This window comes from Acidobacteriota bacterium (assembly GCA_016196065.1).
Classification (GTDB): domain Bacteria; phylum Acidobacteriota; class Terriglobia; order Terriglobales; family Acidobacteriaceae; genus Acidiflorens.
In genome coordinates, this window is sequence record JACPYL010000010.1 from 630,181 (window position 1) to 644,606 (window position 14,426).

Consider the following 14,426-nt stretch of genomic DNA (forward strand, 5'->3'; position numbering starts at 1 on the left):
TTACTTCCCAGACCAGGGCGAGGTATCGATGTCAGCGGGCACGCCCCCAACTCGCTTTTCGCAAGAGCTCAACATCTTTCACGATGTGGCCAAGGCTCTGACCTCGTCGCTCGACCTCGATTCCATCCTGCAGACGATCATGGAAAAGATGGCGGAATATTTCTGCCCGGAAACATGGTCTTTGCTGATGGTGGACGAGCAGAAGGATGAGTTGTACTTTGCGATCGCCGTGGGAGCTGCAGCGGAAGTTCTGGCGAATGAACGGGTGAAGATGGGCGAAGGCATCGCGGGCTGGGTAGCGAAAAATGGTCAGACCCTGATTGTGCCCGACGTGGCAGCCGACTCTCGATTCTCACGCCGCCTTGATCAAATGACGCGCTGGCAAACACAGTCGATCATCTGCGTCCCGCTGCGTTCGCGACACCGCGTGCTGGGCGTGATCCAACTCGTCAATGTGGATGTGAACAGCTTGAAGGAACAGGAAAAGTTCTTTCTTGAGGCATTGTGCGATTACGCCGCCATCTCCATCGAGAATGCCAAGGCCGTCGAAAAAATTCAGGAACTCACCATCACCGACGACTGTACCGGCCTGTTCAACGCGCGTCACTTATATAAGACGCTCGAAACCGAGGTGTACCGCTCGGCCAGATTCGGGTACGAGTTCAGCGTGATCTTTATCGATCTCGACCATTTCAAGCAGGTCAACGACACCAAGGGCCATCTGGTGGGAAGCCGTCTGCTCGCCGAAGTGGGTTATCTGATTAAGGCGCAGCTCCGCCTGATTGACTTTGCGTTTCGTTATGGGGGCGACGAATTTGTAGTTCTACTCCCGCAGACCGGGAAGGACGCCGCGGTGGTGGTTGCGAAGCGGTTGCTGGATTCGCTGCGCAATGGCAACTTCGCAACCGAGCAGGGAGAAAAAATTGACGTCCGGGCGAGCATGGGACTAGCTACGTTCCCGCATGACGCGCAAACTCCGCACGACATCATCCGCCAGGCGGATGAAATGATGTACGCCGTCAAGAACAGCACCCGCAACAATATTGGAGTGGCATCGCGCGGGCTGCTGGAGAATGGCGAACAGTAGTTTTCCGCAAGTTCTGTAGACTCCTCCGACTCCCATAGAAGCCCAGCCCGTGGGCGGAAAGCGATTTCGCGAAATTCGCCTCATTGCAACGGTTGACATCTCCTATAACTTCCGCTGGCGACATTCAAGTCAGTTGACGTAATCTCGCGATACCACTCGTTGACCGGCACGTCGGCGCTGTCTTAGACTCCAACCACTTCCAACTGGGGGAAACCATGACCATCGGAACATTCACTCGCAGGAATTTTGCTGGGCGGCTGGCCGCAATTTTTTCCAGCCTCGGTCTTACTGGCCTGGCGCTAGCGGGAAGCGCTGAAGGGAAGACGGATGAGGGAATCCGCAAGCTCAACGACGACGGCAAAGCCGCCGACGGAAAACAGATGATCACGCCGATTGTGGTTCACAATGGGCTCATTTACGTGGCCGGGCAAGGGGCGCACGATTCCGGCCCCGCGGACCAATTCGAAATTGGACATCACACCACCATCGTGATGGACAATGTTAAGAAACTTGTCGAAGCCGGTGGCGGCACCGTGGACACGATTCTTCAGCTCACCGTGTTTCTTGCGGACATCAAGTATTACGACGGAATGAACAAAGTGTTTAAGACCTACTTCCCGAATGGCGGGCCGGCCCGCACCACGGTCGCCGTAGCCGCGCTCCCGGGCAATTCGCTGGTGGAAATCAACTGCATCGCGGTTGCGGTAAAGAAATAGCCTGGCTTACGGTCGTGCTTTCTTCGACGCACTTCTCTTCAGCGCTGAAGCGCCGGGCTGATCTGCCCCTTCTGAATTCTCCGACACCCCGGGCTGGCGATGTCTGGGGCAATGGATTGCCCCAATATTGGGGATGACGGCATTGTCATCGCTGGGGCGTGTTAGTACGATTCATCAGCCATGGCGAGTTCACAATTTCTCGGAAAGCTCAAACAGGAGTTTGAAGAGCGGCAGCGCAAGAACTCGCGCTATTCGTTGCGGGCATTCGCGGTATTTCTTGGAACCGATCATTCCACCCTTTCTCAAATTTTGCGCGACAAGCGGCGCATCTCGGCCGTCCAACTGCGGCGGTGGGGCAAGAAGCTGGGGATGATCGAAGAAGAGGTCGCTGCCTACGTGGCGACCCAATATGTGCCGGAACTTTCCACCACGCGCCGGCAGGAACAACTGCGCCATTGGACTGCAGAAGCGATGGCGATTCTGGCTGATCGCAGTCATTGGCAGATCCTTCACCTGTTGCGCTCGCGTGAGTTCAAGCCTGATTGCCGATGGATCGCCGGGCGAATTGGGACGAGCGTGGATGAGGTGAACGTGGCATTGAGCCGCCTGCTTCGCTTGCAGATGCTCGAGATGGGACGAACGGGGAAAAGGAAAGACTTGACGGGTTGCGGACAGCGTACGGAAGCGGAATTTCAAAAGCAGGCGCTTATCAAGGTTCGTGAACTGGCGGCCAACGATGGCGTGGAGTTACGTCGAATCAAAAGCAAGTCCATGAAATGAGGAGATCATCTTCGATATGAGTAATCCAGTAATGCAATTCCAGATTATTTCCAAGACTCCGGATGAGACTGCCGAGTTCTACGCGACTTTGTTTGGATGGGCGGTGAACGATGACAATCCAATGGGGTACAGAGCGATTTCCACCGGATCAGCGGAAGGGATCCAGGGCGGAATCTGGCCGGCGCCGCCACAGGCACCGACGTTCGCGCAGTTGTTCATTGCGGTCGACGATGTGAAGGCATGCGCGAAACAAGCGGAGGGACTGGGAGCGAAAGTGATTATCCCGCCAACTTCTTTGCCGGACGGCAGTGAAATGGCGGTGATCCACGATCCGCAGGGAATGTCGTTCGGAGTGATGAAGCGGGGCTAGGATTCAGTGCTGCGTCCATCCTGGTGCCGAGTGACAGGCATGACGCAGGGGACCCCGTCAGCGTTTCTATTTCGGCAAGAAACTATTCGAGCAATAACCTCTGAGACGACTCAGCATTGTGGTTAGCATTACGCCACTATCTTCTTGCTTGCCTTTTTCGGAAACACCAACGATAAATACAGGCGAGATATGTTCAGGTATTGGCGTGCCCTTACTCTCACTGTCGCGCTGGCGACATTGAATGCACAAACCTCGTCGCCCCCCGCGGCGCCGAAGAACGATTACTCCCAGGAAGCCGCCGTCATCGAAGAGATGACGACGCGGGCTGTTTTTGACAACAGCGGAAACTCGACTCGCGAGCAGATTACCCGTGTGCGGGTGCAAACCGATTCCGGCGTAAAGCATTGGGGTCTGTTAACTTTCCCATTTTCATCGGCGACCGAGACCATTGAGATCGACTACGTTCGTGTCCGTAAGGTGGACGGCACCACTATCACGACGCCGCCCGATAACGTGCAAGATCTGGACGCTGAGATTACCCGGGCGGCTCCGTTCTACAGCGATCTGCGGGAAAGACATGTCGCGGTAAAGGGGCTGGCCACCGGAGACATCCTCGAATATCAGGCGCATTGGCACACCACAAAACCGCTGGCACCCGGTCAATTCTGGTTTCAGTACAACTTCCATCGGGAAGGCATTGTTCTCAATGAGCTTCTCGAAGTGAAGGTGCCTGCGGATCGGGCAGTGAAGGCGAAGGGTCCGATCTCCAAACAAAAAACCACGCAGGAAGGGAACTTGCGAGTCTACAGCTGGACCCATTCGCAGCTCTCCGAAGTACGCGATCCCCAGGCCGATGAAAAGAGACAGATCGATACAGCGTTGGGGCGCAGGGAATCGCCCGATGTGCAAGTGAGCAGCTTTCAAAACTGGGAAGAAGTGGGACGCTGGTACTGGGATCTTCAAAAGGAACGGATTGAGCCTAGCCCGGCGATTCGCGCCAAAGCTGCTGAACTGACCAAGGGATTGACGGACGACGATTCCAAGCTGCGAACTCTCTATAAATTTGTGAGCACGCAGTATCGCTACATTGGAATCTCATTTGGAATCGGTCGTTATCAGCCTCACGCAGCAGACGATGTTCTGAGTAACAACTATGGCGACTGTAAGGATAAGCACACGCTCCTGGCGTCCTTATTGCAAGCGTCGGGTTTCACTTTGTATCCCGCATTGATCAGTTCCACGGCGAGAGTTGATGTCGATATTCCGTCGCCGGCCCAGTTCGATCATGTGATCGGATATCTGCCGCGTGGTCCGAAAGAAAAAGATGGGATTTGGCTCGACACAACTCCGGAAGTCGCGCCTTTCGGCTATCTCGTCAATCGGTTGCGGAACAAACAGGGGCTAGTCATGGCCAGCGAGAGATCGGCCCAGTTTCTTTCTACACCTCCCGACCCACCCATTCCGGCAACGGAAGCGTTCAAGATCGAAGGAAGCCTCAATGACGAAGGCACCTTTGACGCAAAAGCGGAGGATACAAGCACTGGTGACTCGGAAGTGTTGGTGCGGGCCGCGTTCCGGCAGATTCCGCAGCCACAGTGGAAGGAGTTGGTGCAGCAGATTTCCTACGGCTTAGGTTTCGCGGGCACGGTCAGCGATGTGAGCGCGGGCAAGGTCGAAGAGATCGCGGAGCCATTCCATTTTTCCTATTCGTACAATCGCAAAGACTATCCCACGTGGAAGAGCGACAAACAATTTACGGTTCCCGGCCTGCCTTTGACCATGCCTGCGCTGAAGGACGATGCGCGAAATCCGGTCTGGCTGGGATCACCAACGCAGTTCGTGTCGGAAGCCAGGATCAAGACGCCGAACGGCTACACGCCGCTGGTGCCGCCTAACCTCGATGTGAAGTACGATTTCGCGGAATATCACGCTACATACTCCGTGGAAAAAGGGGTGTTGATCTCTAAGCGCAGGCTGGTGACGATTTTGCCCGAAGTTCCAGTGGCAAAGTTCGAGGATTACCGGGCACTCGTAAAGAAAGTCCAGCAAGATGTCTGGCAGTATGTGCAGACGACGTCGGCCGACAGGGCAACTAGTTCCTCCGGGTTGGCGATGCCGGGGACGAGCGATCTCGGCCCATTCGCGTCGATTCTGAACGACATCCGAGGATTGCCGAATAGCGACTCTCCGGAGGCGACCCGGCTCGAAAACGAGGCTCGCGACCAAATGGCATCGCATAACGTGGAAGGGGGCATCTCCCTTATCCAAAAGGCCGTTGCGACTGATCCAAAGTTCACTCGGGCATGGGTGATGCTGGGAGTGTTTCTGTGTAGCAACAATCGAGTGGATGCAGGAATCGATGCGCTTCATACAGCAATGGCACTGGAACCGAACAAGGCCTCCATTCCCAAAGCGCTGGGCTATACGTTGATGTCGAAGCAGAAGTTCGCGGATGCGATTCCGGTCTGGCAAGACTTCATGAAGGCCTATCCCGAGGACGTGGACGGCCCGTCGAATCTTGCGAGTTGTCTGCGCAACTTACAGCGCTATTCGGAAGCGGCCGCTGCTCTCGAGGCGGCGGTAAAGATCAAGCCGGAACTACCTGTTTTGCGACTGCAACTTGCATCCGCCTATTTGCACGCGGGCGATCGAGGGAAAGCAGCGGAGTCCTATCGAAAGATTGGCGAGTTAGACAAGGACGGTAGTTACTTGAATGACGCGGCCTACCAGATGGCGAGTGCCGATCTCGAACTGCCGCTCGCCTTGGAGTATGCCAAAAAGGCGGTGCGCGCCGCCAACGCCGATTCAGAGAAGATCTCGCTGGAAGATTTGAAGGTGGAAGACCTGGGCAGAATTTTTCGATTGGCCGCCGAATGGGACACCCTCGGATGGGTGGAGGAGCGGATGTCGCAACTGGATGAGGCCGAGCACTATTTACTGGCGTCCTGGAAACTCACGCAGGACGGAGTCGTGGGCGGGCATCTGTGCCATCTCTACAGACGGATACACAAGAACAGCGCTGCTATTCAGATGTGCCGCGTGGCGGTGTACCGCATCCCACTGTCGAAGGGACTCGATTTGAGCGAGGCGATGGTGGAGATTGCGGCAGCGAAAGAAAATCTCAAGGCTCTAACCGGAGTCGCCGTCAAGGAGGAGACCCCGATCGATGAGTCGAATTTTGTTATGCAGGAACGCAGGTTTAAGTTGTCACGTTTCATGGTTGGAACGGAAAGCGCGGAGTTCTTCGTGCTCCTGGCGTCGGACGGAAAGAGCCCGACATTTAAGGTGCAGGACACGAAGTTCATCAGCGGATCGCCCAAGATGAAGTTGGAAGGGAAGCAACTGCGGAGCCTCGATTTCGGTGTCCCGTCTCCAGGCGGTAGCGTCACACGATTTGTGAGGCGCGGAATTCTCGGGTGCTACCAATACAGCGGATGTTCGTTCGTGCTGCTGGAACCTTCGTCGCTGTCGTTGAACTAGAGTAGTGATGTCCGGAGGGGCGAGCTATTGTGGCGGGCGCTTCTTAAGATCGTCCGGCACGTCGGCCTTTTTCTTTTCCTCGGGGACGGACTTCCACGCCGAGACATTCGCTGGCGCTGAAGGATTGACGCCGAAATCCCACACGTAGAGATTCATTCCTTCTTTGCCGAGCATTTCGACGACGGCGTACTCTCCATTTGCGAGCGGTTGCTGCGGAGATAGCTTGACCCATCCGCCTGTAAGCTCCTGGACGGTGGACGGAATAAATTTCTCGTCCGCTTTTACTTTGCCGTAAGGTGCGATCTTGATACCTCCGGCGATGCGCTTCCCGTTCTTGATTTCGGCGCGAACGATTTTGAAGCGCTCCACTGCGGGAGGTGGCGGCTCTTCGCCGGGCGCGAGGACAGGTTTTCCGTTGGCGTCAATAGGATCGATGTTGACGTAGATGGCGGGCACGCCGGTGTGAGATTGAACCTTGGCGCGTACTCCGTCGAGTTCGATCGTCTGCTTGGCGCTGGCCAGCGGATTGATAGCGGCGCGCAGAATATTCGACTTCATGTTCTTGTTAAGATCGCCGCCGGACTGATTGATTTCGTCCAGTTGCGGCTGATTCTGAAACGTGTCGAGCAAGAAGACGCCGCCGTCGTCGGGAAGACGGATTCCAGGGGCTACCTTCGGCGTGCGCGCTTCCTCCGCTTTTTGCTCTGCTTCCAATTCTTTATCGAGAGCGACGGCTTCGGGCGCGGGTTCACCCTGCAGGCGGCCTTTTTCGTATTTGTCGGTGGCGTCCCAGTCGATCAGGTTCTTGGGAATTTCTTCCCACTCGCCGCGCTCTGCGCTGAAGTAGCGGACACGCTCTCCTTTGATTTCGTATTTCGCCGCGAGTTGGTAACTGCCGTCTTTGAGGATCAGACGCTTGGCGAGGTTTTGGGCGCAGGATTGCCGACTGCCAAGACCGACGAGAGCGGTTACGAGGAGAACGGCGATACCAATTGAGCGTTTCATCCGACGCAACATTATGCTCCCCCGGCTGAGACCTGAAAAGTTGGATGCAAAATCTACCTTCAGAGTCTGGACACTCATCCCGTGTTGTGCAGGCCGGCGGCGATGCCGTTCATGGTCGCGCCGATGGCGTAGTCGAGAGAGGTGTCGGTGGCACCGGTTCGCTTGCGCCGCAGCAGATCAACTTGAATCAGGCTGAGGGGATCGACGTACGGGTTGCGAAGCCGGACAGAACGCGAGAGGACGGGATTGTTTTCCAGTAGCTCCTGTTGTCGTTTCACGGAGAGAATCAGGCGGCGCGTGCGATCGAATTCCTGGCGGAACATTTCGAAGACGCGGTCGCGCAGGGCCGCATTGGGAACGAGATCGGCGTAGTGGCGGGCGATTCCGAAGTCGGCCTTGGCCATGGCAAGTTCAACGCTGCGAATCAGAGTCACGAAGAGAGGGAAGCCGTGCATCATTTCGGCCAGCAGGGCCGCATTTTCCTTGCGTTTGCTGAAACGCTCGAGGGCGTGTCCGACACCGAACCAGGCGGGGACGGCGTGGCGGCTTTGCATCCAACCAAAGACCCAAGGGATGGCGCGTAGATCGTCGAGGCTGCGGCTCTTGCTGCGGCGTGCGGGGCGCGATCCGATGCGCGCATGTTCGAGTTCGTCGACGGGCGTGGCTTGTTCGAAATACTCCAGGACTTCGTTGTTTTCCGCGATGTGTTTCCGATAGAAGGCAAAGGCATCGGCGGACATGGTCTCCATCGCTTCGTCCCAACGCTGCTTGGCTTCGGGGGCGGGTTGCGCCGGCATGGTGACCGCTTCGAGGCAGGCCGCAATCATGATTTCGAGATTCCATTCGGCGAGCACCGGGTCGGCATATTTCCAGCTGAGGACTTCTCCTTGCTCGGTGATGCGGATCGCGCCGGAAAAATCACCGGCGGGTTGCGCGAGTATGGCGGCGTGGGTAGGTCCTCCGCCGCGGCCGACTGTGCCGCCGCGGCCGTGGAAGATGCGCAGTTGTACTCCACATTCGCGGGCAGCTTCATGAAGTTGATGCTGCGCTTTGTGTAGTTCCCACGTGCTGGTGAGCATGCCGCCATCTTTATTGGAGTCGGAGTAGCCGAGCATGACTTCGTGGGTGCGTCCCCAGGAATCGAGCAGGCGCTGGAATTCTGCGGCCTTCCATACACGGCGCATGATCGCGGGCGAGGAGCGCAGCGCATCGATCGATTCGAAGAGCGGAACCGGCATCAGGCCCGGATCGCCCTTGTTGGCTGCGATGGACACGCCGCCCGATGCGGCCAACTGAACGACGGCAAACATGTCGTGCTCAGACGTCGCGTTGCTGATGACGAAATTGCGAATCGCTTCGGCGGAGTGCGTCTTCTTCAACTCGGCAATCGCGCGAAAGGTTTCCATCAATTCCGTGGAAGGCGAGGAAAGATCGGCCGAGCGCATGGTGCCCGATCGTTTCGTCCCCGCAGACGCCAACTCCTTTAATGCCGTCGACAGCACGCGGGAATGCTGGCGGATATCGAGTGCGTGGAGATGGAACCCGAAAATTCGCACCTTGCGAAGGAGAGGCGCAACCAGAGCTGCGAGCCGGCGGCCGTGATTCGCACAGAGGCTGGCGCTGATCAGCGTCAGATCTTCTTCGAATTGTTGCGGCGATTTGTAGGCGTGTGGATGTTTTGACGACTTGCGCGTAAATCGCAGACGGGCAATCAGGAACTCGAGAAAGTGACGATAGACTTCGGCAGCGGTGATCTGCTTCCAGCGGGAATATTTTTCGCCAAGCAGGTGGTCATACTTTCCAACGCGCTGCGCAAGCGGCTCCGAAACCCCGATGCGTCGCGTGGACATGCTCAGTTGCGTGATCAGGCGAGTGGTTTCGGCGATGTAGTGGTCAATCACGACGTGGCGCGCCTGGTCAACGGCATCGCGTGTCGACGCAGCGGTGACGAAGGGATTGCCGTCGCGGTCGCCACCGATCCAGGAGCCGAAGGAGAGAACTTCGGGAACCTGAGCGTCGGAACCGTAGACGTCCTGCAACGATTCCTGCAGTTCCGCGAACAGGCGGGGCATCGCGTCGAACAGAGACATGGGGAAATAGTCGAGTCCCATGTGAATCTCATCGCGAACGGTGGGCTTGTTGAGGCGCACTTCGTCGGTCTGCCACAGGGCAGTAATCTCGGCGAGGATTTGCGATTCGTATTCGAGCGCTTCTGACTCGGAAAGGGGCAACTGGTCGAGCTTTTCGAGATACGCTGCGATACGGCGGCGCTTTAGCCGGATCGTGTGACGCGTTATTTCCGTTGGGTGGGCGGTGAAGACGGGCGTCACTTTGACCTTGTAAAGCGATTCCAGCGAGTCATCGGCGTTGATACCCGCGTCGCGCAGACGAGCGAGAGTGCCACGAAATGATCCAGGCAGAGGGGTTTGTCCGCCGGCCAGCCGTGCGGCTCGACGGCGGCGCTGGCGGTGATTGGTCTCGGCAAGGTTCGTGAGTTCGAAATAGATTGCGAAGGCCTTGGTGACGCGGTAGGCGTCTTCTACAGGCAAGGCGCTGATAATTTCTCGGGCTTCGGTAATCAATGAGGAATCAGTGTCGTGTTGTTCGCGGTGCTGGATGAGCAACCGGCGTAATTGCTCAACCACGTCGAAGAAATTTTCGCCTTCCTGCTCCACTAACACGCGGCCCAACAGAATACCCAGAGAGCGGACGTCGCGACGCAGAGGCAGTTCCTTTGCAGGATCGGACGTGTCGGCCGTCAGTTCGGCCAAGCGAGCGGCTTGAGGGCCGTCGCTCCAGAGAGGGTGGTCGGGCATGGGTTATTCTAACGGAAGGGACGCCTGAAAGCGGCGAGGCACCTGCAGCTTGCCGCGAACAGCAGATCCCTCGCTCCGCTCGGGATGACAGTTCTGAAGCCTTGATTTGTGTTCTGAATACTTTTATGTGTTTCTATGGACTTCAGGCTCAAGTTAAGCGAAACAGCTCAGTGCCAAGTGCTAATTGCTCACGGCTGATTTTCCATATTCCCATCCAGAAAATTCTCTGGCATAATTGATCGTGCACCCCAGCCTGCACAATTTTCCAATCAAAATTAGAGCGAGGAACAGATGTCGGCCAAGTACATCTTTGTAACGGGCGGAGTTGTGTCTTCTTTGGGTAAGGGACTGGCAGCGGCGTCCATCGGATGCCTGATGGAAAGTCGCGGGCTCAAAGTTAACCTGATGAAGTTCGATCCGTACTTGAACGTCGATCCGGGGACGATGTCGCCGTTTCAGCATGGCGAAGTCTTTGTCACCGACGACGGTGCCGAGACCGATCTTGACCTCGGACACTACGAGCGCTTCACGCACGCCAAACTTTCTCGCGACAATAATTGGACGACCGGGCGCCTTTACGAGCAGATCATCGCCAAGGAGCGGCGTGGGGATTATCTCGGCAAGACGGTGCAGGTGATTCCGCACGTCACCAACGAAATTAAAGCGGCGATGAAGAAAGTTGCGCAGGATGTCGACGTGTGCCTGATCGAAATTGGCGGGACCGTGGGCGATATCGAGTCGCTGCCGTTTATCGAGGCGATCCGCCAGATGCGGCAGGAATTGGGGCGTGAGCACACATTGTTTGTGCACGTGACACTGGTGCCATTTATCGCGGCGGCGCAAGAACTTAAGACGAAGCCGACGCAGCACTCGGTGAAGGAACTGCTCAGCGTGGGAATTCAGCCGGATATCCTGCTCTGCCGTACGGATCGCTTCTTGTCGAAGGACATCAAGGGAAAGATCGCGCTCTTCTGTAACGTGGAAGAAGAAGCCGTGGTGACGGCCAAAGACGTGGCGTCGGTCTACGAAGTGCCGCTGAATTTCGCGCATGAAGGCGTGGACACGCTGGCGTTGCGATATCTGCATATCGACGCGAAGGATCGCGACATGTCGCACTGGGAGAACCTGGTGCATCGCGTCTACAACCCGAAAGACGTGGTGAAGATCGGTATCGTCGGCAAGTACGTGGAGTATGAGGATTCCTACAAGTCGTTGAAAGAGGCGCTGGTCCACGGATCGCTGGCGCACAACTTGAAGCTTGAATTGAATTGGGTGGAAGCGGAAGGACTCGAAACTGCCGACAAGGCTGACAAGAGTTATGAGGCGCAGTTGGAGGGCTTCGATGGGATCCTGGTGCCGGGTGGATTCGGCAAACGCGGCATCGAGGGAATGCTGAAAGCGATTCAATACGCGCGCGAGAAGAAAGTTCCGTACTTCGGAATTTGTTTAGGTATGCAGACGGCTTGCATTGAGTTTGCGCGCAATGTCTGTGGGCTGGCGGACGCGAATTCCAGCGAGTTTGACCAGGCCACTCCGCATCGCGTGATCTACAAGCTGCGCGAGTTACGCGGCGTCGAAGAGTTGGGCGGGACGATGCGTCTGGGCGCGTGGCCGTGCAAAATCGAGACGGGCACTCTGGCGTACCAGATCTACGGCAAGACGGAGATCAGCGAGCGCCACCGGCATCGTTACGAGTTTAACCGTGAATATGAAGAGACGATGGTTGCGGGCGGGCTGAGAATTTCAGGGTCGACTCCGGACGGAACTTACGTCGAGATGGTCGAGATTCCTGGACATCCACATTTTATTGGTTGCCAGTTCCATCCTGAATTCAAGTCGAAGCCGCTGGAGCCGCATCCCCTGTTCAAGGCGTTCATTGGAGCGGCGTACGAGCACGGCTCACAACGGAAGACGCAGAAAGAAGCGGCAGAAGTGGAAATGTTTCTGCGGCCGGAAAAAGTGGGGCGGCGATGACCGTTTCTAGTTTCCAGTTGCTCGTTTCCAGTCAGGAAGTTTTCGCAGGAAACTAGCAACCAGAAACCGCGAAACTTAACTTGTGACTACTTCTTTCCAAATCGACAACGTCCGTATCGGGACCGGCGATCTTTTCCTGATTGCCGGGCCATGCGTCATCGAGAGCGAAAAGCATGCGCTGTTCATGGCGGAAGTCATCAAAGGCGTGGCGCGGTCGCTGAATGTCCCGTTCATTTTCAAGGCTTCCTATGACAAAGCCAACCGAACGTCGATTCGGAGTTTTCGCGGGCCAGGGTTAAAAGAAGGACTGCGGATTCTCAAAAAAGTGAAAGATGAGATCCATGTTCCGGTGCTGACCGACGTTCACCAGGTTGCCGACGTTAGTGCTGTGGCCGAAGTGGTTGACGTCCTGCAGATACCGGCATTTCTCTGTCGCCAGACTGACCTGGTTGTGGCGGCTGCGCTCAGCGGGCGTCCCGTGAATATCAAGAAGGGCCAGTTCGTCTCGCCGTGGGACATGAAGCATGCCGTCGACAAATGCCGCGATGCCGGCAACGGCCAAGTTTTCCTGACGGAGCGTGGATCGAGTTTCGGATACAACAATCTGGTCGTGGATATGCGAGCGTTGGCGATCATGCGCAAATTCGCGCCCGTCGTTTTCGACGCGACACACTCGGTACAGTTGCCGTCATCCTCGCAAGGAGAAGGCGACCAGCCCGCCAGCAGCGGAGGCCAGCCGGAATTTATTCCGGTGTTGTCGAGGGCGGCAGTGGCAGCGGGAGTCGATGGAGTGTTCATGGAAGTCCATGACAATCCAAAAGAGGCCAAGAGCGATGGCGCCAACGCTCTCGACTCGCGTAACCTGCGCGGCCTGCTGAAAGAGTTGCTGGCGGTGCGACGAGCGCTGGATGCAGCGAAGGCAACGCCGTAGCATCGGTATTCGCTGAATCTGTTACCATTCCCGCCTCATCGAAATTCCAACCTATGCATGTATGGGCTGCGATTGTCGGCGCGGGCATCATCTTTGCGATCCTGCTGGATGCGTTTGAGACGATCGTGCTGCCGCGGCGCGTACAGCGCGGATTTCGGCTGACAGCGTTTTTCTATCGCAACACGTGGAATCTGTGGACCCGGATTGCGATGCACATCAGGAAGCCGTCGCGGCGCGAAAATTTTCTCGGATACTTCGGGCCGTTGTCGCTGATCGTGCTGCTTGGGTTCTGGCTGGTCGGACTGATTGTCGGATTCGCATTTGTGCAACGCGGGTTGGGAGAACATCTGCAGGGAGCTGGGACTCATATCTCGTTTGGGACACTGCTCTATCACAGCGGCGAGACGTTCTTCACTCTGGGCTACGGCGACATCACTCCGAACAACACGCCAGCCCGAGTGCTGGCGGTGATGGAAGCAGGCATGGGTTTTGCATTCCTGGGCGTGGTGATCGGATATCTTCCCGTGGTGTATTCGGCATTCTCGACGCGGGAGATTGAAATTTCACTACTGGACGCGCGCGCCGGATCGCCTCCCAGCGCGGCGGAATTCTTCGGGCGGTTGGGATGTTGTCCGGAACAGAGTGTGCTCGACGATATCTTTCGCGACTGGGAACGGTGGTGCGCAGATCTTCTGTCGACCCATATTTCGTATCCGGTGCTGCTGTTCTTCCGGTCACAGCACAGCAACCAGTCGTGGCTCGCTGCGTTGACTTCGATTTTGGATATCACTTCGATGGTCACGGCTGGCGTGAATGGAATTCATCCGGAGCAGGCGAAACTCACGTTCGCGATGGCGCGGCACGCGATGGTGGACCTTTCTCAGGTGCTGGACGCGCGCTACGACGCCCATGATCCGGATCGACTGAATGGGGACGAAGTGAAGCGCTTGCACGATGCTCTCGGGCGCCGAGGGGTGACACTGTCCGATGGCGCTGAAGCGCCATTAAATCTGGCAGACTTGCGACTGCTCTACGAGCCCTACGCGCACGCCCTTGCGCGCCGCCTGTACATGACATTGCCGCCCTGGGTGCGCACCGAGTACAAGAAAGACAACTGGCAGGGCGGGCCGTGGGATCGCGCGATTCAGGCCCGAGCGCTGGAACGGCCGGGACACGTGGTGGATGATCATTTCTAGATTCAGGTGTCAGGTCTTAGGTGTCAGGTGTTAGGAAGACCCGAACTTGCGCCGCCATATTAGGGTCTTCC

At 56.8% G+C, this 14,426-nt stretch carries 10 protein-coding genes; 8 read left to right on the top strand and 2 right to left on the bottom strand.

The window, feature by feature from the left end; all coding sequences use genetic code 11:
* Nucleotides 1-28 precede the first annotated feature (28 nt).
* The 5 genes from HY010_06035 to HY010_06055 all read left to right on the top strand — a co-directional run bounded on the left by HY010_06035 (nucleotide 29) and on the right by HY010_06055 (nucleotide 6,433).
* Nucleotides 29-1,087 (top strand): sensor domain-containing diguanylate cyclase, encoded by a 1,059-nt coding sequence (locus HY010_06035; GenBank protein ID MBI3475270.1) that lies wholly within the window; start codon nucleotides 29-31, stop codon nucleotides 1,085-1,087.
* A gap of 215 nt (nucleotides 1,088-1,302) precedes the next feature.
* Complete coding sequence (locus HY010_06040; GenBank protein ID MBI3475271.1) at nucleotides 1,303-1,803, top strand: RidA family protein; 501 nt, start codon at nucleotides 1,303-1,305, stop codon at nucleotides 1,801-1,803.
* Nucleotides 1,804-1,983: 180 nt separating this feature from the next.
* Nucleotides 1,984-2,583, top strand: a complete 600-nt coding sequence (locus HY010_06045) for a DUF4423 domain-containing protein (GenBank protein MBI3475272.1) — start codon at nucleotides 1,984-1,986, stop codon at nucleotides 2,581-2,583.
* A 16-nt stretch (nucleotides 2,584-2,599) separates the two neighbouring features.
* Nucleotides 2,600-2,953 (top strand): VOC family protein, encoded by a 354-nt coding sequence (locus HY010_06050; GenBank protein MBI3475273.1) that lies wholly within the window; start codon nucleotides 2,600-2,602, stop codon nucleotides 2,951-2,953.
* Nucleotides 2,954-3,142: 189 nt separating this feature from the next.
* Nucleotides 3,143-6,433 carry a DUF3857 domain-containing protein gene (locus tag HY010_06055; GenBank protein ID MBI3475274.1) on the top strand — a complete coding sequence of 1,097 codons (3,291 nt, stop codon included), beginning with the start codon at nucleotides 3,143-3,145 and terminating at the stop codon, nucleotides 6,431-6,433.
* Between the two features lie 24 nt (nucleotides 6,434-6,457).
* On the opposite strand, the gene HY010_06060 is transcribed toward HY010_06055, so the two are convergent.
* Both HY010_06060 and HY010_06065 read right to left on the bottom strand, forming a co-directional pair.
* Nucleotides 6,458-7,438 carry a hypothetical protein gene (locus HY010_06060; protein MBI3475275.1) on the bottom strand — a complete coding sequence of 327 codons (981 nt, stop codon included), beginning with the start codon at nucleotides 7,436-7,438 and terminating at the stop codon, nucleotides 6,458-6,460.
* A gap of 74 nt (nucleotides 7,439-7,512) precedes the next feature.
* Nucleotides 7,513-10,254, bottom strand: coding sequence for a phosphoenolpyruvate carboxylase (locus tag HY010_06065; protein MBI3475276.1), 2,742 nt, complete (start codon nucleotides 10,252-10,254; stop codon nucleotides 7,513-7,515).
* A 291-nt stretch (nucleotides 10,255-10,545) separates the two neighbouring features.
* Between HY010_06065 and HY010_06070 the strand changes: the two genes are divergently transcribed.
* From HY010_06070 to HY010_06080, 3 genes are all read left to right on the top strand, one after another.
* Nucleotides 10,546-12,228 carry a CTP synthase gene (locus HY010_06070; GenBank protein ID MBI3475277.1) on the top strand — a complete coding sequence of 561 codons (1,683 nt, stop codon included), beginning with the start codon at nucleotides 10,546-10,548 and terminating at the stop codon, nucleotides 12,226-12,228.
* An 82-nt stretch (nucleotides 12,229-12,310) separates the two neighbouring features.
* Nucleotides 12,311-13,159 carry a 3-deoxy-8-phosphooctulonate synthase gene (gene kdsA, locus HY010_06075; GenBank protein MBI3475278.1) on the top strand — a complete coding sequence of 283 codons (849 nt, stop codon included), beginning with the start codon at nucleotides 12,311-12,313 and terminating at the stop codon, nucleotides 13,157-13,159.
* Between the two features lie 53 nt (nucleotides 13,160-13,212).
* Entirely contained in the window at nucleotides 13,213-14,355 is a 1,143-nt protein-coding gene (locus HY010_06080; GenBank protein ID MBI3475279.1) for a two pore domain potassium channel family protein, read from the top strand.
* Nucleotides 14,356-14,426: the final 71 nt, after the last annotated feature.